Below are 17,745 nucleotides of genomic sequence, written 5' to 3'. Positions count from 1 at the left end.
ATCTATTCGCTACGGCCCATTCGCTACTCGCCACTCCTACTCGCTATCCCTTGCGCTCTTGAACTGCTTGGTCGCCTTGTCGAGCACGAACAGCGAGCCTTCCTTGACGCCGAAATAGGCGCCATGCAGTTGCAGCTCGCCGCGCTCGACCCGCGCACGCACGAATGGGAACGTCATCAGGTTCTCGATGCTGCGAAACACCGCGGCCTTCTCGATCCGGGTAACGAACTCGGCCATGCTCTCGTGCTCGCGCTGCTCGACCACCTCGCCGGGCTTGATGAACATCGACATCCAGCGGCCGATGAAGTCGCCCGGCGACAGCGGCTCGATCTTGTCGACGAAGGCCCGGATGCCGCCGCACTGGGCATGGCCCAGGATGACGATGTGTTTTACGCGCAGCACCGTAACTGCGTATTCCAGCGCCGCCGAGACGCCGTGCGCATTGGCGTCGGGCTGGTAGATCGGCACCAGGTTGGCGATATTGCGGAGCACGAACAATTCGCCCGGCCCGACATCGAAGATCACCTCGGGCGAGACGCGGGAATCGCAGCAGCCGATCACCATCACCTCCGGGGCTTGTCCGCGTTCGGACAGTTCCCGGTAGCGGCTCTGTTCGGTCGGGAGGCGGTTGGTGGCGAAGGCGTGATAGCCGTCGAGTAGGCGTTGCGGGAACGTGATCATGGTAAATGCCTAATCACAGGTCTTGGGCAGGAACAAGCCTTTCAGGCCAGGGTTCGAAATGGTATCGCGTGGCGCCCGATTGTTCCAAAGGAAACGCGCCCATGACCCGCCCGCGCCGCAGCCTCCTGTTCATGCCCGGCTCGAACGCGCGCGCCCTCGAAAAGGGCCGTAACCTGCCGGCGGACGGGCTGATCCTCGACCTCGAGGATTCGGTCGGACCGGATGCCAAGGCCGCCGCGCGGGAGCAGATCGCCAAGGCGGTTGCCGCGGACGGCTATGGCGGTCGCGAGCTTCTGATCCGCATCAACAGCCTGGATACGCCGTGGTGGAGCGACGACGTCGCCATGGCAGGCCAAGCTGCGCCGGACGGCATTCTGGTTCCCAAGGTCTCGACGGTGGAAGATCTGCGCACCGTGACCGATCGTCTCGCCGAGGTCGGCGCCGACCCCTCGCTCAAGGTCTGGGCGATGATCGAAACCGCGCGGGCGGTGCTCGATGCCGACAAGCTCGCCGCCTCCGCACGCGAATCCGAACATCGCCTCGCCGGCTTCGTGTTCGGGCCGAACGATATCTCGCGCGAGACGCGGATCCGGATGCTGCCCGGCCGCTCAACGATGCTGCCGATAATCACCCATTGCATTCTCGCAGCACGGGCCCATGGCCTCGAAATCCTCGACGGTCCCTACAGCGATTTCGGCAATGCCGACGGTTTTGCGCAGGAATGCATCCAGGCGCGCGATCTCGGCTTCGACGGCAAGACCCTGATTCATCCGAGCCAGATCGACACGTGCAACGCGATCTTCACCCCGCCGGCTCAGGAGGTCGCCGAAGCCCGCAAGATCATCGCAGCGTTCGATCTGCCGGAAAACGCGGCCCGCGGCGCGATCCAGATCGACGGCCGCATGGTGGAGCGGCTGCATGCCGACATGGCCCGACGGACGATCGCCATCGCGGACGCGATCGCGGCGACGGCGAAATAATCCTCACTTCCGCTTCAGGCTGAGGATGTAGTTGACGAGATCGCCTCGCTGCTCGGATGTCATCATGATATTCGGCATGTTGGCGTGGCTGCTCTGCAGGAACACTTTCAACGACAGCTCGGTCGTCGACGGCATATTGGCCACTGCGACGAAATCGGGCCCGGCGCCCTGAGCGCCGGCGCCGCGCCCATCGATTGCATGACAGGCCGTACACCAAGCCTCCGCAAGCTTGTGGCCCGCCGTCGCGCTGTCGGTCGCCGGTGTCGCGCCGCCGGCATTGTGCAGCCGGATCACGACCAAGACTGCAATCGCAAGCAGGATCGCAGCACCGAGATGAATCCATGGATTGCGGTGCATATTGCGGTGCATGTGGAGTGACTCTGTCGCGATGTCATGCGATCGACGGATGGTGTCAGGCGTGCTTGATGTCGCTGCCGAGCCGGTCGATCGTCGGCGCGTTGAGACAATAGTCTTCATAGTGCGCGCCGGCGGTGCCCGCCGCGAGGTCACGGTGGCAGCGTGGCTTGTCGCGGCAGAGGGCGCAGACGCGCTCCATATCGCGCAGAACCATCGGCTCGGTGCGGGCGAGTGCGGCTTCGTCGATGCCGAGGGCGTTGAGCATCCGCGGCAGCTCGTCGGCGGCGTGTTCGCCGTGCTGAACCAGTTCGTCGAGATCGCCCGGCGACACCTGCAGGTCCGCCGCGATGCGCTCGAAGTCCTCGCGGTCCATCTGGCGGATCTCGCTGAGCTCACGCCGATGCTTCAGCCATTGCGCGAACATATCGATCAAGGACTGCACCCTGGGATATGGTCTGGTCTGCGTGGTCATGCGGCACCTCCGATCAGTGGTGCCAATCAAGCATCGCGGCGGCAACGGGACGTTGCGGCAGATCAAGGAGCTGATGGTCCGAAGCGCTCTGCAGCCCAGCCATACAGGCTTCCGGGGACTGGCGGCAGGGCGCCGCGCCCCTTGGGAGAAATATGCAAGCCGATGATATCAGGGTCGCTCACGATCCCTGAGAAGTCCGAGCGGTCGAAAAACGCCTTCGGCTCGGCGTGAACCGCGTAGAACGATTTCTTCGGCAACACGTGCTGGAGCCGGTCGTGCCGGCGGGCGAGCGCGGTCAGCGCCGCCGGGCCGTAGACGGCGACGCGGATGTCGGACAGCCGTTTCGAGCCGCCGCGCAGGCGCTGCAAGCCAAAGGTCACCCGGTGCGACAGCGACAGCCAGTTCGGCGTGAGCTCGTCCTGCTGCATGAGCGCTTCGAACTCCGCCACGATCGGGTCAGCCGGCGGCAGATAGATCACCGAATTCCCGATCTGGCGACCCCGCTCCCAGGCGAAATAAGGCTTGGTGGGATCGATCCGGATCGGCTGCAGCAGCAAGACATCCGCATCCAGCCAGACACCAGCGCCTTGCGCCATCAGCCTGATGCGGAAGAAGTCGCTGAACTGCAGCGTGGTCCAGTCCCGCCAGCTTCCGTCGGGCTGCGGCGGGCGGAGCCGCTCGGAAAAGCAATAGGGCAGCACCGCCTCCGCATCGGCATTGCCGACGCCGTCAGGCAATCCAGGCAGCGGATCGAAACTGTAGACCGTGACCTTGTGGCCTGCGGCAAGCTGCGAGCGCAGACAGGTCTGCCGCAGCTGGTCGAGCGGCCCGCGCCAGAAGGTGACGATATCAGGTAAGGCGTGCGTCACTGGCGTTGGTCGCTCTCGAACGAAAGGCCCCGGACGACCGTCCAGGGCCCAAAGCTATCACGGACGAAGTGGATCACGCCCAGGCGCGCTCGGCCTTCAGCTTGGACTCGTAGCTGTCGATCGCCGCCTTCTTCTCCATCGTGAGCCCGATGTCGTCGAGGCCGTTGAGCAGGCAGTGCTTGCGGAACGGGTCGATCTCGAACTTGACGGTGCCGCCGTCGGGCCCGCGGATTTCCTGCTTTGCCAGGTCAATGGTGAGCGTCGCATTGGCGCCGCGTTCGGCGTCGTCGAACAGCTTGTCGAGATCGGCCTGCGAGACGCGGATCGGCAGAATGCCGTTCTTGAAGCAGTTGTTGTAGAAGATGTCGCCGAACGAGGTCGAGATCACGCAGCGGATGCCGAAATCGAGCAGCGCCCAGGGCGCGTGCTCTCGGCTCGAGCCGCAGCCGAAATTGTCGCCGGCCACCAGGATCTTGGAATTGCGATAGGCCGGCTGATTGAGCACGAAGTCCGGGTTCTCGCTGCCGTCGTCCTTGTAGCGCTGTTCGGAAAAGAGGCCCTTGCCGAGGCCGGTGCGCTTGATGGTCTTCAGGTACTGCTTGGGAATGATCATGTCGGTATCGACATTGATGATCTTCAAGGGCGCCGCGACGCCTTCCAGCGTGGTGAATTTATCCATCATTGCACCTTCCGAATGTGGGGCAGGCCGCTGATGTAGCGCGATTGGCCCTGACGATAAAGGGAAAATGCCTTCCGTTTCAGCCCGCCATGATCGATCGGCCGGGATCAACCGGCCTCGGATCAGTCGGCTTTGGCTTCGATCGCCGCCATATCATCGTCCGACAGCCCGAAATGGTGGCCGATCTCGTGGATCAGCACATGGCGGATGATGTGGCCGAGGGTTTCATCGTGCTCGGCCCAATAATCCAGGATCGGCCGGCGGTAGAGCCAGATCATGTTCGGCAGCCGCGGCAAGTCGTCAGTGCTGCGGAACGGCAAACCGGTGCCTTGGAACAGGCCGAGCAGGTCGAACTCGCTGTCGGCCTCCATCTCATCCAGCACCTCCTCGGTCGGGAAGTCGTCGATCTGGATGACGATACCCTCGCACAGCGCGCGAAAGCGGTCGGGCAGGCGCGCGAAGACGCCCTGCGCGATGACTTCGATCTCGGCGAGCGAGGGGGCCTTCAGCTCCGTCCACATTACCGCCTTGTAGCGCGGGTTTGATGACTGCGCATCTTGAGAATTATGACCTTTTCGCCCGCCGGCGGCGGTTGACGCGGCGTGCGAAAACGGAGACGGTCAAACGGCGATTTTCGGTGGGGGCGGATGCGATGATGCGGATGACGGTGGCCTTGATCGGGACCGCGTTGATGGGCGTGGCGCTCGTGTCCGCGACGGCACAGGCGGATCCGTCCACTGCCGGCACCCATGCAGGTGTTTCAAGGGACGGAGCGAGCACTGAGTTGTCCGCCCAGCGGCGCTCAAGGCGCATCCCGATCTATCCGCGCGAGGAAGAGCATTGGCAGCCGGATGTGGTGCCACACTACGATCCCGGTCCGAATGCCGTGCGAGTCTGTAACGCCCACTATGTGCAGGAATTCAGGCCCAGCGGCACCGTGATCGTGCCGCATATGAGCTGCTACTGGCGGCGGGGCTAAGGGTTCCTGACCTGCTCGCTCAGCCGGTTCACTGCCGGCCAATGCAATGCCCCGTCATTCGTGTCGGCCACGACACAGTGCGAAGTTTGTTGCGCGCCGGGGCGGAACTGCCGTGTCGCGCGCGCATTCTGCTCTCCGGCGCGGATCTTTCACACTCTTCACGTCGCTCGTTCGAGATCCTGATCTGCGTCGCGTCGCGGTCATCCGACCTTCAGTCGGCTGTGCGGCGCTCGGCGTGACCTGTCAGGCGATCGAAGGAGACCTTCATGACTGTGACGAAGCTTTTGGGCGTTGCGGCGGTTGGCGCGATGTTGGCGATGGCTGTGCCCGCCGAGCGCGCGCAGGCGCTGTCATTGCTCAATCCTGGCGCTGCTGCAGCTGTGCAGCAGGGTACGGCCGCGCCGACGACTGAAGTTCGCTGGCATCACCACCACTGGCGTCGTCACTGGCATCCGCATCGCCGCTGGCACCATTGGCATCGCCGTCACTGGTGATAGGCTGACGCGGCGCGGTCCGGTCGCTGAATGCAACAGGCCCGTTTGCCGGGCCTGTTGTCATCTGTAGGCGATGAGCAGAGAGGATCCGCTATGAGCACCGCAATCGGTCTCGCGCTGGTACGCGCCGCACTCCTGGTCGCGATATCGACCACACTGTGGTCGACGAGCGCTGCTGCGGAGATTGCGCGCGTTGCACGGCACAAGGCTGTGACGGATGTTGGCGCGCGCAGTCATCATGCCCATCGCATCGCACATCGTCCCGCTGATCAGCTGCGCTATTGCGGCAGGCCGGTCCTCTATGCGCCGGCACCGCTCGGCCCATTTCCGCCGTTCTTCGTCTATGGCTGGAAGCCATGGTAGCTGCCTGCGCGTGACGGCAGCCGCGACATCGGCAAGCCGCAGTTTCTTCGCATCAGCTGCGTGATTGCGTCGCATCACAGGCGCTGCGCATCATTATCAGTTGCGGGCAGCATCGTCAGGATAGCCGGAGCTTTGCTCGGCAGCGGCGCGCAACTACACGCGTCGCGTGTAGCGTTCATGCCGCATTCACGTCGCTATCACTACGTTAATGTTCGGGGCGACTCTATTCGACCAACGGGGACGCGATGCGGGCGACGCTCTCCGTTGCGTGAGAAGCACTCAGGGAGAAGTGACAATGATGAGGACAAGAGATCCGGGAGGTGGCCTGGTTCGCCGCCTCAGCTTTGCTGCAGCCGCGGTGCTCGCGCTTGCTGCGGTGCCTGATCGTCCAACACAGGCGATGTCGTTGATCAGTCCCGGCGCGCGACCAGCTTCGCCTGAGCCGGCCGATGCGCCCGCCATTCAAGTTCGCGGGCCCGGAGGTGGTGGCGGTGGTGGCGGCTTCCACGGCGGCGGTGGAGGTGGAGGTTTCCACGGCGGAGCCGGCGGCTTCCGTGGCGGCGGTGGTGGCTTCCATGGTGGCGGAGGCCCCGCTTTCCACGGTGGTGGTTTTCACGGCGGGCCGGCTTTTCATGGCGGCGGTGCGGTCTTCCATGGCGGAGGTTTCCGCGCCGGCGGATTTCACGGCGGCGGATTTCATGGTGGGCCGGTGTTTCATGGCGGCGGCATCCGCTATGGCGGTTATCATCGCCACTTCGCCTACCGGCCGTACTTCCATCATCATCGCCGGCATTTCTTCGGCGGCTACTACTACCCCTACGACACCGGCTACTACTATCCCTACCGTCGCTGCCGGGTCATCTGGACCTATTACGGCCCACGCCGCGTCTGCCATTATCGCCACTGGCACAGGTGGCACCACTGGCATCATCGTCATCACCGCCACTGGCGCTATTGGTGACGCGCGACCGATCGGATCGCAGCCGACGGGATCAATGGGTCGAACAACAAGGGCGCCGCTGCGGCGCCCTTTTATCTTGATCGCCAGGTGATATTGCTGATGGGGCGCGGTGCGCCTCAGAGCCAATCCTTGAACTGCCAGTTCTTCACCGACAGCTTCCACGGCACTAGCGTCTGCAGCCGCCACTTCGCAAACCGTCCCGGCGGCCAGTTGGAGAGCCGCTTCTCTTCCTTGGCCACTTCGGGCTTGGCGATGATCTTGCGCGGCTGCGTACGCCGGCGCTGACGGGTTGCGTCGCGAACGAGATCGACGAATTCCGGCTTGTTGGCCATTGCACGCTCCTCGCCAGACGCGGCGTCATGCTTGATGGCGTACTGTGCGTGCGGATCTTTAAGGAGTCCTTGCGGAAGCCCGTCGGATTGAGCCGATACGAAAACGCGGTGTCCGGGTCTGGCCACCGCGCTCGATTGCCGGCAAATTTTGCCGGGTGTCGTGCTGCAACAAAGATAGCTGTTAGCGCCAATCCCTGACGTCGACGAAATGGCCGGCGATCGCGGCCGCCGCTGCCATCGCAGGCGACACCAGATGGGTGCGGCCCTTGAAGCCCTGGCGTCCTTCGAAATTGCGGTTCGAGGTCGAGGCGCAGCGCTCTTCCGGCTTCAGCTTGTCCGGGTTCATGGCAAGGCACATCGAGCAGCCGGGCTCACGCCATTCGAAGCCGGCCTTGATGAAGATCTTGTCGAGCCCCTCGGCTTCAGCCTGCTCCTTCACGATGCCGGAGCCCGGCACGACCATCGCATTGACGTGGGCGCTGACCGTCTTGCCTTCGGCGATCTTGGCGGCTGCGCGCAGATCCTCGATGCGGCCGTTGGTGCAGGAGCCGATGAAGACGCGGTCGAGCTTGATATCGGTGATCTTCGTGCCGGCCGCGAGGCCCATATATTTCAGCGCGCGATGCTTCGACAGCCGCTTGGCTTCGTCCGCGATCTTGTCGGGATCAGGCACGATGCCGGTCACCGAGATCACGTCTTCCGGCGAAGTGCCCCAGGTCACGATCGGCGGCAGCTTGGCGGCATCCAGCCGGATCTCATGGTCGAAATGCGCGCCCTCGTCGGAGCGCAGCTTCTCCCAATAGCGCATCGCCGCATCCCAGGCTGCGCCCTTCGGCGCCTTCGGACGATCGCGCAGGAAGTCGAACGCCTTCTGATCGGGCGCGACCAGGCCGGCGCGCGCGCCACCTTCGATCGACATGTTGCACACAGTCATGCGGCCTTCCATCGACAGCGCGCGGATAGCGTCGCCGGCATATTCCAGCACGTAGCCGGTGCCGCCCGCGGTGCCGATTTCGCCGATGATGGCGAGGATGATGTCCTTGCCCGTCACGCCCTCCGGCAGCTGGCCGTCGACCGTGACGCGCATGTTCTTGGCCTTCTTCTGGATCAAGGTCTGGGTCGCCAGCACGTGCTCGACCTCGGAGGTGCCGATGCCATGCGCCAGCGCGCCGAACGCGCCATGCGTCGAGGTGTGGCTGTCGCCGCAGACGATCGTGGTTCCCGGCAATGTGAAGCCCTGCTCGGGGCCGATCACGTGGACGATGCCCTGGCGACGGTCGAACTCGTTGTAATATTCGATGCCGAATTCCTTGGCGTTCTCGGCCAGCGCCTTGATCTGCTCGATGCTTTCAGGGTCGGGGTTCGGCTTGGTCCGATCGGTGGTCGGCACGTTGTGATCGACCACCGCGAGCGTCTTCTCCGGCGCGTGCACCTTGCGGCCGGTCGCGCGCAGCCCTTCGAAGGCCTGCGGCGAGGTCACCTCATGCACCAGGTGGCGGTCGATATAGAGCAGGCAGGTGCCGTCCTCGGCTTCGTGCACCAGATGATCGTTCCAGATCTTGTCGTACAGCGTGGTGGGTTTGGACATGAGCAGGTGCTCCCGGGCTAAGGCTTGAATGGCTTGAACGAGGGACGCGCGTGTGACGCGCGGGAAAAGGAACAAAGGAGATCGGCGCTGCGGCTTACAGCGCGCGCGTAAGCTCCGAGGTCGCTGATGTCGCGAACCGTCCGAAGAAGCGCCCGGGCAGCCGGCTGCGGTCGTCGATCACGACGCGGCGGCAAGCCATATGAGAGCGATTTAGAACCATTTGAGGAAGATATATAGCACGCACGGCGCGGAGTGCGAGATGCGTTTGCGTGAGCCAAGCGATGCGCCGTCTCTTCGCCGTCATTCCGGGGCGCTTGCGTCAGCGAGCGAACCCGGAATCTCGAAGTGATCGAGCCATATCAGGATTCTGGGTTCAGGCCCTTCGGGGCTGCCCCGGAATGACGGTGTTTGAAAACAAAAAAGCGCGGGACATGCCCGCGCTTTCTCACAACCGATGTTGCCGCGCTTACTCGTTGACGGCGGTCTGGCGGTCCTGCTTCTCGACGATGCGGGCCGACTTGCCGCGCAGGCTGCGCAGGTAATACAGCTTGGCGCGGCGCACCTTGCCGCGGCGCACGACCTTGATCGAGTCGATCATCGGCGACAGGATCGGGAACACGCGCTCCACGCCCTCACCATAGGAGATCTTGCGCACCGTGAAGCTCTCATTGATGCCGCCGCCGGAGCGGCCGATGCAGACGCCTTCATAGGCCTGCACGCGGGTGCGATCGCCTTCGACAACCTTGACGTTCACGATCACGGTGTCGCCAGGTCCGAAATCCGGAATGTCCTTGGTGGCGGACAGCTTGTCGTACTGCTCTTTTTCGAGCTGCTGGATCAGGTTCACGGGTAAATCTCCATCGGCGGCGCGCCCAGCTGCTACCCGCGGGCTGCGCTTGTTCCTGCCGTCACTTGCGGAATTGAGCGCTCCTATAAGGCAAAGCCGAGCGCTTGTCACCCGTCTGTCGTGTTTTTTGGCGTTTTTTGGCCGGTCCCGTTTTGTTCGTGTCGCTCCTCGGATCTGCTGGCCCAGAGGTCGGGACGCCTTGCGCGCGTCAGTTCCTCGGCGGCGGCGCGCCGCCACGCCGCCACCTTGGCGTGATCGCCCGAGAGCAGGATGTCCGGGATCGGCCGGCCCTCGAACAACTGCGGTCGGGTATATTGTGGGTATTCCAGTAGGCCGTCGGAGAAGCTCTCGTCGGTGCCGGATTCCAGTTTGCCCATCACGCCGGGCAGCAGCCGCACGCAGGCGTCGATCAGGGCCAGCGCCGCGATCTCGCCGCCCGAAAGCACGTAGTCGCCGATCGAGACCTCTATCAACTCGCGGGCTTCGATGACGCGCTGGTCGATCCCCTCGAAGCGGCCACAGATGATCAGCGGGCCAGGGCCGGCGGCAAGGTCCTGGACCAGCGCCTGGGTCAGCGGCCGGCCGCGCGGGCTCATCAGAAGCCGCGGGCGGTCGGGCGCGATGGCGGCAGCATCGATTGCTGCGGCCAGCACGTCGGCGCGCAGCACCATGCCGGGCCCGCCGCCGGCCGGGGTGTCGTCAACGCTGCGATGCTTGTCGGTGGCGGATGCGCGGATGTCGCGCGCCTCCAGCGTCCAAAGGCCTGCGGTGAGCGCGCGCCCGGCCAGGCTGACACCCAGTGGCCCCGGAAACATGTCCGGAAACAGGGTCAGGACGGTGGCGCGCCAAGGGGCGTTCAGAGGAGCCTTTGAAGGCGTCGGAGCTTCGGTCATGCCGGATCTGTTACGGCACGAGCGCGGTGAGATCGAGCCCCTGCATCATCGCCGCTGCCGCGATGGCGCGCGGGAAATCGGCGAGCGGAAAGGTGGTGACGACAATCTTGCCGAGGTCAAGCAGGCCTTCGCGGGCGAGCGATGCCAGTTTGCCGGGGGCGGTCCGCTCGTACATGAACTGGCCGACCACCTCCCAATCATTCGCCAGCATCTCGCCGAACGATAATTCGAGCGGCACCGTGGCGCTGCCCATCAGCACCAGGCGCCCGCCGCGCTTGAGCGCGCGCAATGTCGCCAGCGTGGTGGAGGTGCTCTTGGCCTGGCCGAGCAGGTCGAGCGCGACATCGGCGCCGCCACCTGCGGCATGGCGGATGATCGCCGCATCTTTCGCGGCATCGTCGCCGGCGACGACCGCAGGGACCACGCGCGCGCCAAAAGCTTCGGTCAATCGCTCCAGCGCCTCGCGCTTGCGCCCCACGGTGATGACCCGGCCGGCGCCCATCGCGACCGCGAGCAGCACTGCGCCGGAGCCGAAATAGCCGGAGGCGCCATTGATGATCACGCTCTCGCCGCCGCGCAAGTTCAGCCGCTGCAGCCCGCCGAACGGCACGATCAGCTTGGCGAGGCCGATCAGTTCCGTCGCCGGACGGTCATCGAGGCCGCCGAGCGGCGTGGCGCAGGCCGCGGGCCAATGCGCGATCTCCGCAAACACGCCGTCGCGCCAGCGCGCCTGCAAACCGAGCGCGGCCTCGGAGTTGCCCATGCTGGTCAGGCCGATCAGGATCTGCGGCGGCTCGGGGTCCGGCACATCGGCGCGCAGATGCGGGCTCAGGAACACGCGGTCGCCTGCGCTGACATGGCTGATAGTGTCGCCCGCGGCAATCACGCGCGCGATCGCATTGGTGCCGGGCACGAACGGCATCGGCGGCAAGGCGTAGGGCAGCGCGCCTGCGACCACCTTGTTGGTGTAGGAGAGCACCATGGCGGCTTCGATGCGGACGATCACGCCGTCCGCGGCGGGGGGCGGCGTCTCCACCTCGTCAAGGCGAAGATCATTCGGGGCGTGCAGGCGCCAGGCTTTGTGCGTCGTCATGCGCGTGCTCCGATTTCACCGTCAGCGCGGATTATAGCTCCGATGTCGTCCCGGCCAAGCCAACGGGTCCGCGCGAATGCGCGGCCCGATGACAGGCTCCGCGCGAGCTGGGACCCAGATCCACCGGCTCATGTGGCAAAGGCGAACTGTCGCTCCAGCCTTCGCAAAACGAAATCCTGTGGTTATGGGTCCCCGCTTTCGCGGGGACGACCCGCGGTGGGAGTGGAGGTGGATTCAATTCCCTGATCACGATCGTCATCGCGTTCATCGCCTTCGATCTCCGCCGGCAGCTCGATCAGGACGCGACCGCCTGCGATGTCGACGGTCGGCACCACGGCGTTGGAGAACGGCAGCATGATCGTGCTGCCCGACGGTGGCGCGATCTCGATGATATCGCCGGCGCCGAAATTATGGATCGCGATGACGCGGCCGAGCGGTTCGCCGGCGGTGGTCTCCGCGGCCAGTCCGATCAGGTCGGCGTGATAATATTCGTCGTCGTCGGTCTCGGGCAGCCGGTCGCGCGGCACATAGAGCTCAAGGCCGTTGAGCCGTTCGGCCGCATTGCGGTCGGTGACGCCTTTGATCGTTGCGACCAGATGATCTTTCGCCTCGCGCGCCTTCGCCACTTCGTAGCTGCGGCCGCCATCCTTGGTGGTCAGCGGACCATAATGCAGGACGGCGAGCGGATCCTCGGTGAAGGTCCATAAGCGAACCTCGCCGCGCACGCCATGCGCGGCGCCGATCCTGGCGACGCAGATCTTCTGGGACATTAGCGGGCCTCGTCCTTCGCGACGCCGCTCCGCGGGGCCTCAGAACGAGGCGCGAAATCCTCATGCCGAGGAGCACGGCGCAAACCGTGCACCTTGAAGCGTGAGGCCGTGCTGTTCAAGGCGACTTAGCCCTTGGCGGCGGCTTCGGCCTGCGCCTTGCGCTCCTTGCGCGGCACGGCCTTTTCCGGGTTGTTGCGCGCTTCGCGCTTCTTGACGCCGGCGGCATCGAGGAAACGCGCCACGCGATCCGACGGCTGGGCGCCCTTGGCGAGCCAGCTCTTCGTCTTCTCCATGTCGAGCTTCAGCCGCGCCTCGTTGTCCTTCGGCATCAGCGGATTGAAATGGCCGAGGCGCTCGATGAAGCGGCCGTCGCGCGGAAAGCGCGAGTCGGCGACGACGACGTGATAGACTGGGCGCTTCTTGGTACCGGCGCGCGCGAGGCGAATGACGACTGACATAAGGGTCTCCTGAGTGTCGTTTGGTCGATTGGTTTACGCGTTGAGTGAGGACGTCATTCCGGGGCTCGCGACTTCGTCGCATCCCGGAATGACGAACGGAGAGAGGAGCGGATCCTCATTTCTTCTTCCCCGGAGGGAGGCCGAGGCCGGGCAGCATCGGCTTGCCGGACAGACCGGTGAGGCCCGGCAGATTGGGCAGTCCACCGCGCAGACCGGCGGGCAAATCCTTCGGCAGATTCGGCAATCCGCCTGCCGGCAGGCCGCCTGCCGGCAGGCCGCCCGGCATCTTCTCGGCAAGCGCCTTCAATTGCTCGGGCGACGGCGTCGGCATGCCGCCGCCGAAGCCCATCGCCTGCGCGATGCCGGCCAAAGGCCCGCGCTTGCCGGAGCTCATGGCCTTCATCATGTCGGCCATGTTCCGGTGCATCTTCAAGAGCTTGTTGACCTGCTCGACATTCTGGCCGGAGCCGGCGGCGATGCGCTTCTTGCGGCTGGCCTTCAGCAGGTCCGGATGCTTGCGCTCCTCGCGCGTCATCGAGTCGATGATCGCGACCTGGCGCTTGATGATCTTGTCGTCGATGCCGGCAGCCGCGATCTGGTTCTTCATCTTGGCGATGCCGGGCATCATGCCCATCAATCCGCTGATGCCGCCCATCTGCGACATCTGCTGGAGCTGTTCGCGCATGTCATTGAGGTCGAACTGACCCTTGCGCATCTTCTCGGCGGCGCGAGCGGCCTTTTCGGCGTCGATATTGGCTGCGGCCTTCTCGACCAGCGAGACGATGTCGCCCATGCCGAGGATGCGGCCGGCAATACGGGAGGGATAGAAGTCCTCCAGCGCATCGGTCTTCTCGCCGGTGCCGATCAGCTTGATCGGCTTGCCGGTGACCGCGCGCATCGACAGCGCGGCGCCGCCGCGGCCATCGCCGTCCACCCGCGTCAGCACGATGCCGGTCAGGCCCACGCGACTATCGAACGCGCGCGCCAGATTGACCGCGTCCTGGCCGGTCAGGGAGTCCGCGACCAGCAGCACCTCATGCGGATTGGCGACCGCTTTGATCTCGGCCGCCTCCTTCATCATCTCTTCGTCGAGCGTGGTGCGGCCGGCGGTGTCGAGCAGCACCACGTCGTAGCCGCCGAGCTTGCCGGCTTCCAGCGCGCGGCGGGCGATCTGCGCCGGCTTCTGGCCCTCGACGATCGGGAGCGTCGCGACCTCGAGGTCGCGGCCGAGCACGGCGAGCTGTTCCATCGCGGCGGGACGGTAGACGTCGAGCGAGGCCATCAGCACCTTGCGCTTGTCGCGCTGGGTCATGCGGCGGGCGAGCTTGGCCGTCGTCGTGGTCTTACCGGAGCCCTGCAGGCCGACCATCATGATCGGCACCGGCGGCACGGAGTTGAGGTCGATGGTCTGGCCGTCCGCGCCGAGCGTGTTCACCAGCTCGTCATGGACGATCTTGACCACCATCTGGCCGGGGGTGACCGACTTGACGACGGTGGCGCCGATCGCCTGCTCGCGCACGCGGTCCGTGAAGCTTCTGACAACTTCGAGCGCGACGTCGGCCTCAAGCAGCGCCCGGCGGACTTCGCGCATCGCGGCATCGACGTCGGCCTCCGACAGGGAGCCACGCCCCGTCAGCCGATCGAGAATGCCGCCAAGCCTTTCCGACAGATTGTCGAACACTTGCTTCGTCCTTTGTCCTGCTCAGCGCAGGCGCTTGAATGTCTCGACCGTCATCACCCGCGAAGGCGGGTGATCCAGTATTCCGAAGCAGCGCGGCTTGATCCGAGGCGCTGCGGCGTACTGGATGCCCCGCCTACGCGGGGCATGACGACCATTTATATTTCGGCAGATAATGCCGAAACCCGATCGTCCAAACACTTTCGCGCCCGAGGGCGCACAGCGCTGTCGGGCGTTGACCTCCGGTCTCCAGGACCAGTCGGTGGCTCGAAAAGATGAGACTTTCCGATAAAGAGGCCGCCTTAAACCCTCAAGCCGGCGAAAAGTCAAGGAAACTTGCGCCCCGGCCCGACATTGCCGGACCGGGAGCGGCGCCTTACCTGTTGCCGGACCTGAGGTATTCCGATTGTTGCGGGGATGAGATTGGCGCGCCGTTCCAAGACCTATTCCGGTCCGATCACCGATCATTTCGATGGCAAGCGGTTCTACGATCCCGACGGCGCCCCGCCCAAGTCCCTGTCCCACGTGTTGCGCTGGCAGTTCGACGGGCGCCGAGAGCGGGCGAAATGGCCGGCATGGGCACCGAGTCCGCACGCGGACGCGCCGCCGGCGCGGGTCAATGGCGGCAGTGTGCGCCTGTCCTTCGTCGGGCATGCGAGCTGGCTGATCCAGGCCGGCGGGCTCAACATCCTCGTCGACCCCGTCTGGTCGGAACGGGTTTCGCCCTTCACGTTCGCCGGGCCGAAGCGGCACAATGATCCGGGCATCGCCTTCGAAGCGCTGCCGGACATCGACATCGTCTTGGTGTCGCATGGCCACTACGACCATCTCGACATCAGGACGCTGTCACGGCTCACGGCGAGGTTCGCCCCGCGCGTGGTCACGCCGCTCGGCAATGATCTCGCCATGACGGCGAGGATCCCGAAGATCCGCGCCGAGGCCTATGATTGGCATGATCGTGTCACCCTCAACGAGGAGATCGCGGTGACGCTGGTGCCGACGCGGCACTGGACGGCGCGCGGCATCTTCGATCGCAACATGGCGCTGTGGGCGAGCTTCGTGTTGGAGACTCCGGCGGGCAGGATCTACATCGTCTGCGATTCCGGCTACGGCACGGGGGCGCATTTCCGCCGCGTCGCGGAAGCGCATGCGCCGCTCAAGCTCGCGATCCTGCCGATCGGCGCCTACGAGCCGCGCTGGTTCATGCAGGACCAGCATATGAACCCCGCCGACGCCGTGCAGGCGCTAAGGGATTGCGGCGCGGACGCCGCGCTCGCGCATCACCACGGCACGTTCCAGCTCACCGATGAGGCGATCGACGCGCCGGTCCATGCGCTGCATGCGGCGCTGGATGAAGCAGGCATTCCGCGCGAGCGGTTTGCGGTGCTGAAGCCGGGGCAGGTGGTGGAGATTTAATTAGGTCGCGAGATCTAAACAGGTGTCGTCCTGGCCAAGCGAAGCGCGAGCCGGGACCCATAAACACCATCGTTAGTTGTCGCGAATGCTGGAGCCACAGCTCGCCAGACGTTGGTAGCCGGTGGTTATGGGTCCCGGCGTTCGCCGGGACGACACTGAACTTATAGCGGCAGTTGTGAGCCCAATCAGCGGCGATGGAGATTGGAGCCGAACTACTGCCCCTGCTTGATCGCCCAGATGACGCTGACCGTGATGGACAGCGTCTCTTCGCCCTGCGCAACCGGCGTGGCGGCTGCGGCCATTGGCGCGGCGAGCGTCTTGACGCGGAACACCGGCGGCGGTGTGCCGTCCTCGGAAATGCTCAAGGGCGTTCCGAGCGTGACGCCGGCGGCCTTGGCATAGATCTCGGCTTTGCGCCGGGCATCGGCCACGGCCTTCTCGCGCGCCTGGTCGAGCAGCTTGGACGGCTCGGCAACGCTGAAATTGATGTTGCCGACGTCGTTGGCGCCGGCGCTGACCACCGTATCGATCACGCTGGCGACCTTGGTCACATCGCGCAGCTTGATCGTCACGCGATTGCTGGCGCGATAGCCCACGACGGTCGATTGCCCAGGTCGGTTCGGCGCATATTGCGGCTGCAGCGACAGCCGCGAGGTCTGATAGTCCTTGTCCTCGACGCCGGCGGCTTTCAGCGCCTGGAGGACCTTGGCCATCGCGGTGTTATTGGCCTCGGCCGCCTCGCGCGCGGTCTTGGCATCGGACGCGACACCGGCGTCGATCTGGGCGAGATCCGGCGGCGCCGAGACGGTGGCCTCGCCGCTCACCGAAATCGCCGGCGGAAAATCCAGCCGCGCGGGCTCCTGCGCCAAAGCGGGAGTCGCCGCACATGCCGCGACGACAAGAGCAAGCCTGAAGCGAGCGGTCATATCCATCATTTCAGCGGCACATAGACGTTGATGACGAGCTTGTCCTCGGCGGTCTTCAAGGGATCGGTCAGATATTCCTCGATGAAAGTGTCCTTGGCTTCCAGCTTGCGCTCGTCGAGGTGATTGGTGATCGCCTCATAGGTGTTGTCCATGTTGTCGTAGGACCCGCGATGGACGAATTTGAGCGCCTTGCCCTCCGGCGACTGGCCGATGCTCATGCCCTTGCCGAGGTTCTTCGGCTCCTGATCGATCGGAATCTCGGCCATGAAGGTGAAGCCGGTGTCGTCGGTCGAGGTGTAGACGATCATGCCGTTGCCGGCCGGCTTGATGCCCTGCTTGTCGAGCAGGCCCGACAGCGACTTGAAAGCGTCGATCAGGGTATCGAACGCATTATCCCAGTTGGCGCTGCCTTTGGCGATCAGGACCTTCTTCGGCGCGAGCGTGGTCTCCTCGCCGAACGCATCTTCGGGCTGGGCCTGCGCCGCCGCGGGCGGCGTTGCAGGCGCTTGCGCAGCGGCCGGCGGTGGTGCCGAGGTGGCTGACGGCGACGGGCTGGCGCTGGCTGCCGGAGCCGGGCTCGCCGCGGGCGCGGGGCTCGCGGAAGCGGCAGGCACAGGCGCGGCCGAAACCGCGGGCGAGGGGCTGGCGCTTGGGGCAGGCACCGGACTGGCTGACGCTGCAGGCGCAGGCGAAGCCGACGGCGATTGTGCCTCAGCGGCCGTGATAGCGAATGCGAGGGCGACTGAGGTTACGGCCAGAATGCGGCGGAAGGTACTGACATCCATTCAATTATTCTCCAGGGCCGTGCATCATTGCCCGGTTCATGCCGGCGAACGGCCGGGTTCGTATCACGCCCGGTCCTGATCGTCCTCTGACAGATGCGTCATGTGCCCATTACGGGGCGGGCTG

General features: G+C 64.9%; 22 protein-coding genes. 6 read left to right on the top strand and 16 right to left on the bottom strand.

The window, feature by feature from the left end; translation table 11 throughout:
• Positions 1-36 precede the first annotated feature (36 nt).
• Positions 37-681, bottom strand: a complete 645-nt coding sequence (locus ACQR1W_RS09785; RefSeq protein ID WP_008973358.1) for a carbonic anhydrase — start codon at positions 679-681, stop codon at positions 37-39.
• Positions 682-782: 101 nt separating this feature from the next.
• Here ACQR1W_RS09785 and ACQR1W_RS09780 point away from each other — a divergent pair, with 101 nt between their 5' ends.
• On the top strand, positions 783-1,661 hold the full coding sequence (locus ACQR1W_RS09780) for an HpcH/HpaI aldolase/citrate lyase family protein (RefSeq protein WP_434850602.1): 879 nt from the start codon (positions 783-785) through the stop codon (positions 1,659-1,661).
• 3 nt (positions 1,662-1,664) lie between these two features.
• Here ACQR1W_RS09780 and ACQR1W_RS09775 read toward each other — a convergent pair whose 3' ends face one another.
• From ACQR1W_RS09775 to ACQR1W_RS09755, 5 genes are all read right to left on the bottom strand, one after another.
• Complete coding sequence (locus tag ACQR1W_RS09775; protein ID WP_008973360.1) at positions 1,665-2,030, bottom strand: c-type cytochrome; 366 nt, start codon at positions 2,028-2,030, stop codon at positions 1,665-1,667.
• 43 nt (positions 2,031-2,073) lie between these two features.
• Positions 2,074-2,490: a DUF6455 family protein gene (locus ACQR1W_RS09770; RefSeq protein ID WP_008973361.1), complete on the bottom strand. Its 417-nt coding sequence runs from the start codon at positions 2,488-2,490 to the stop codon at positions 2,074-2,076.
• A 62-nt stretch (positions 2,491-2,552) separates the two neighbouring features.
• A complete protein-coding gene (locus ACQR1W_RS09765) occupies positions 2,553-3,359 on the bottom strand; it encodes a hypothetical protein (RefSeq protein WP_434850601.1) in 807 nt (268 codons plus the stop codon).
• A 73-nt stretch (positions 3,360-3,432) separates the two neighbouring features.
• Positions 3,433-4,038 carry a 3-isopropylmalate dehydratase small subunit gene (leuD, locus tag ACQR1W_RS09760; protein WP_035983517.1) on the bottom strand — a complete coding sequence of 202 codons (606 nt, stop codon included), beginning with the start codon at positions 4,036-4,038 and terminating at the stop codon, positions 3,433-3,435.
• A 122-nt stretch (positions 4,039-4,160) separates the two neighbouring features.
• Positions 4,161-4,559, bottom strand: a complete 399-nt coding sequence (locus ACQR1W_RS09755) for a metallopeptidase family protein (RefSeq protein WP_434850600.1) — start codon at positions 4,557-4,559, stop codon at positions 4,161-4,163.
• Positions 4,560-4,690: 131 nt separating this feature from the next.
• On the opposite strand from ACQR1W_RS09755, the gene ACQR1W_RS09750 reads away from it, so the two are divergent.
• The 4 genes from ACQR1W_RS09750 to ACQR1W_RS09735 all read left to right on the top strand — a co-directional run bounded on the left by ACQR1W_RS09750 (position 4,691) and on the right by ACQR1W_RS09735 (position 6,835).
• A complete protein-coding gene (locus ACQR1W_RS09750; RefSeq protein ID WP_008973365.1) occupies positions 4,691-5,017 on the top strand; it encodes a hypothetical protein in 327 nt (108 codons plus the stop codon).
• A gap of 266 nt (positions 5,018-5,283) precedes the next feature.
• Positions 5,284-5,511, top strand: a complete 228-nt coding sequence (locus ACQR1W_RS09745) for a hypothetical protein (protein ID WP_434850599.1) — start codon at positions 5,284-5,286, stop codon at positions 5,509-5,511.
• 93 nt (positions 5,512-5,604) lie between these two features.
• Entirely contained in the window at positions 5,605-5,874 is a 270-nt protein-coding gene (locus ACQR1W_RS09740) for a hypothetical protein (RefSeq protein WP_434850598.1), read from the top strand.
• 295 nt (positions 5,875-6,169) lie between these two features.
• Positions 6,170-6,835 (top strand): hypothetical protein, encoded by a 666-nt coding sequence (locus ACQR1W_RS09735; RefSeq protein ID WP_434850597.1) that lies wholly within the window; start codon positions 6,170-6,172, stop codon positions 6,833-6,835.
• A gap of 116 nt (positions 6,836-6,951) precedes the next feature.
• On the opposite strand, the gene ACQR1W_RS09730 is transcribed toward ACQR1W_RS09735, so the two are convergent.
• The 8 genes from ACQR1W_RS09730 to ffh form a co-directional block, all read right to left on the bottom strand.
• Positions 6,952-7,167: a hypothetical protein gene (locus ACQR1W_RS09730; RefSeq protein WP_008973370.1), complete on the bottom strand. Its 216-nt coding sequence runs from the start codon at positions 7,165-7,167 to the stop codon at positions 6,952-6,954.
• Between the two features lie 181 nt (positions 7,168-7,348).
• Complete coding sequence (leuC, locus tag ACQR1W_RS09725; protein ID WP_434850596.1) at positions 7,349-8,755, bottom strand: 3-isopropylmalate dehydratase large subunit; 1,407 nt, start codon at positions 8,753-8,755, stop codon at positions 7,349-7,351.
• Between the two features lie 466 nt (positions 8,756-9,221).
• The gene (gene rplS / locus ACQR1W_RS09720; RefSeq protein WP_008973398.1) at positions 9,222-9,602 is read right to left on the bottom strand and encodes a 50S ribosomal protein L19; all 381 of its coding nucleotides are present in this window, start codon (positions 9,600-9,602) and stop codon (positions 9,222-9,224) included.
• A gap of 107 nt (positions 9,603-9,709) precedes the next feature.
• On the bottom strand, positions 9,710-10,495 hold the full coding sequence (gene trmD, locus ACQR1W_RS09715) for a tRNA (guanosine(37)-N1)-methyltransferase TrmD (RefSeq protein ID WP_434850595.1): 786 nt from the start codon (positions 10,493-10,495) through the stop codon (positions 9,710-9,712).
• A gap of 10 nt (positions 10,496-10,505) precedes the next feature.
• On the bottom strand, positions 10,506-11,588 hold the full coding sequence (locus tag ACQR1W_RS09710; protein ID WP_434850594.1) for a zinc-binding dehydrogenase: 1,083 nt from the start codon (positions 11,586-11,588) through the stop codon (positions 10,506-10,508).
• Between the two features lie 182 nt (positions 11,589-11,770).
• The gene (gene rimM / locus ACQR1W_RS09705) at positions 11,771-12,358 is read right to left on the bottom strand and encodes a ribosome maturation factor RimM (protein ID WP_434850593.1); all 588 of its coding nucleotides are present in this window, start codon (positions 12,356-12,358) and stop codon (positions 11,771-11,773) included.
• Positions 12,359-12,483: 125 nt separating this feature from the next.
• Positions 12,484-12,816, bottom strand: a complete 333-nt coding sequence (gene rpsP, locus ACQR1W_RS09700; RefSeq protein WP_008973394.1) for a 30S ribosomal protein S16 — start codon at positions 12,814-12,816, stop codon at positions 12,484-12,486.
• 115 nt (positions 12,817-12,931) lie between these two features.
• On the bottom strand, positions 12,932-14,497 hold the full coding sequence (gene ffh, locus ACQR1W_RS09695) for a signal recognition particle protein (RefSeq protein ID WP_434850592.1): 1,566 nt from the start codon (positions 14,495-14,497) through the stop codon (positions 12,932-12,934).
• 420 nt (positions 14,498-14,917) lie between these two features.
• On the opposite strand from ffh, the gene ACQR1W_RS09690 reads away from it, so the two are divergent.
• Positions 14,918-15,910 (top strand): MBL fold metallo-hydrolase, encoded by a 993-nt coding sequence (locus ACQR1W_RS09690; RefSeq protein WP_434850591.1) that lies wholly within the window; start codon positions 14,918-14,920, stop codon positions 15,908-15,910.
• A gap of 212 nt (positions 15,911-16,122) precedes the next feature.
• Here ACQR1W_RS09690 and ACQR1W_RS09685 read toward each other — a convergent pair whose 3' ends face one another.
• On the bottom strand, positions 16,123-16,836 hold the full coding sequence (locus ACQR1W_RS09685; RefSeq protein ID WP_434850590.1) for an SIMPL domain-containing protein: 714 nt from the start codon (positions 16,834-16,836) through the stop codon (positions 16,123-16,125).
• Between the two features lie 5 nt (positions 16,837-16,841).
• Positions 16,842-17,621 carry a GyrI-like domain-containing protein gene (locus ACQR1W_RS09680; protein WP_434850589.1) on the bottom strand — a complete coding sequence of 260 codons (780 nt, stop codon included), beginning with the start codon at positions 17,619-17,621 and terminating at the stop codon, positions 16,842-16,844.
• Between the last annotated feature and the right edge of the window lie 124 nt (positions 17,622-17,745).

The sequence above is a fragment of the Bradyrhizobium sp. HKCCYLS1011 genome, assembly GCF_051167795.1.
Classification (GTDB): domain Bacteria; phylum Pseudomonadota; class Alphaproteobacteria; order Rhizobiales; family Xanthobacteraceae; genus Bradyrhizobium.
The sequence above is the reverse complement of the archived record's forward strand: the minus strand, read 5'-3'. Positions and strand labels throughout refer to the sequence as shown.

What these genes read in the sequence shown, in the direction of transcription:
- ACQR1W_RS09785 (WP_008973358.1), bottom strand. Translation starts at nt 681, where the DNA reads ATGATCACGTTCCCGCAACGCCTACTCGACGGCTATCACGCCTTCGCC.
- ACQR1W_RS09780 (WP_434850602.1), top strand. Translation starts at nt 783, where the DNA reads ATGACCCGCCCGCGCCGCAGCCTCCTGTTCATGCCCGGCTCGAACGCG.
- ACQR1W_RS09775 (WP_008973360.1), bottom strand. Translation starts at nt 2,030, where the DNA reads ATGCACCGCAATATGCACCGCAATCCATGGATTCATCTCGGTGCTGCG.
- ACQR1W_RS09770 (WP_008973361.1), bottom strand. Translation starts at nt 2,490, where the DNA reads ATGACCACGCAGACCAGACCATATCCCAGGGTGCAGTCCTTGATCGAT.
- leuD (WP_035983517.1), bottom strand. Translation starts at nt 4,038, where the DNA reads ATGGATAAATTCACCACGCTGGAAGGCGTCGCGGCGCCCTTGAAGATC.
- ACQR1W_RS09755 (WP_434850600.1), bottom strand. Translation starts at nt 4,559, where the DNA reads ATGTGGACGGAGCTGAAGGCCCCCTCGCTCGCCGAGATCGAAGTCATC.
- ACQR1W_RS09750 (WP_008973365.1), top strand. Translation starts at nt 4,691, where the DNA reads ATGATGCGGATGACGGTGGCCTTGATCGGGACCGCGTTGATGGGCGTG.
- ACQR1W_RS09745 (WP_434850599.1), top strand. Translation starts at nt 5,284, where the DNA reads ATGACTGTGACGAAGCTTTTGGGCGTTGCGGCGGTTGGCGCGATGTTG.
- ACQR1W_RS09740 (WP_434850598.1), top strand. Translation starts at nt 5,605, where the DNA reads ATGAGCACCGCAATCGGTCTCGCGCTGGTACGCGCCGCACTCCTGGTC.
- ACQR1W_RS09735 (WP_434850597.1), top strand. Translation starts at nt 6,170, where the DNA reads ATGATGAGGACAAGAGATCCGGGAGGTGGCCTGGTTCGCCGCCTCAGC.
- ACQR1W_RS09730 (WP_008973370.1), bottom strand. Translation starts at nt 7,167, where the DNA reads ATGGCCAACAAGCCGGAATTCGTCGATCTCGTTCGCGACGCAACCCGT.
- leuC (WP_434850596.1), bottom strand. Translation starts at nt 8,755, where the DNA reads ATGTCCAAACCCACCACGCTGTACGACAAGATCTGGAACGATCATCTG.
- trmD (WP_434850595.1), bottom strand. Translation starts at nt 10,495, where the DNA reads ATGACCGAAGCTCCGACGCCTTCAAAGGCTCCTCTGAACGCCCCTTGG.
- ACQR1W_RS09710 (WP_434850594.1), bottom strand. Translation starts at nt 11,588, where the DNA reads ATGACGACGCACAAAGCCTGGCGCCTGCACGCCCCGAATGATCTTCGC.
- rimM (WP_434850593.1), bottom strand. Translation starts at nt 12,358, where the DNA reads ATGTCCCAGAAGATCTGCGTCGCCAGGATCGGCGCCGCGCATGGCGTG.
- rpsP (WP_008973394.1), bottom strand. Translation starts at nt 12,816, where the DNA reads ATGTCAGTCGTCATTCGCCTCGCGCGCGCCGGTACCAAGAAGCGCCCA.
- ACQR1W_RS09685 (WP_434850590.1), bottom strand. Translation starts at nt 16,836, where the DNA reads ATGACCGCTCGCTTCAGGCTTGCTCTTGTCGTCGCGGCATGTGCGGCG.
- ACQR1W_RS09680 (WP_434850589.1), bottom strand. Translation starts at nt 17,621, where the DNA reads ATGGATGTCAGTACCTTCCGCCGCATTCTGGCCGTAACCTCAGTCGCC.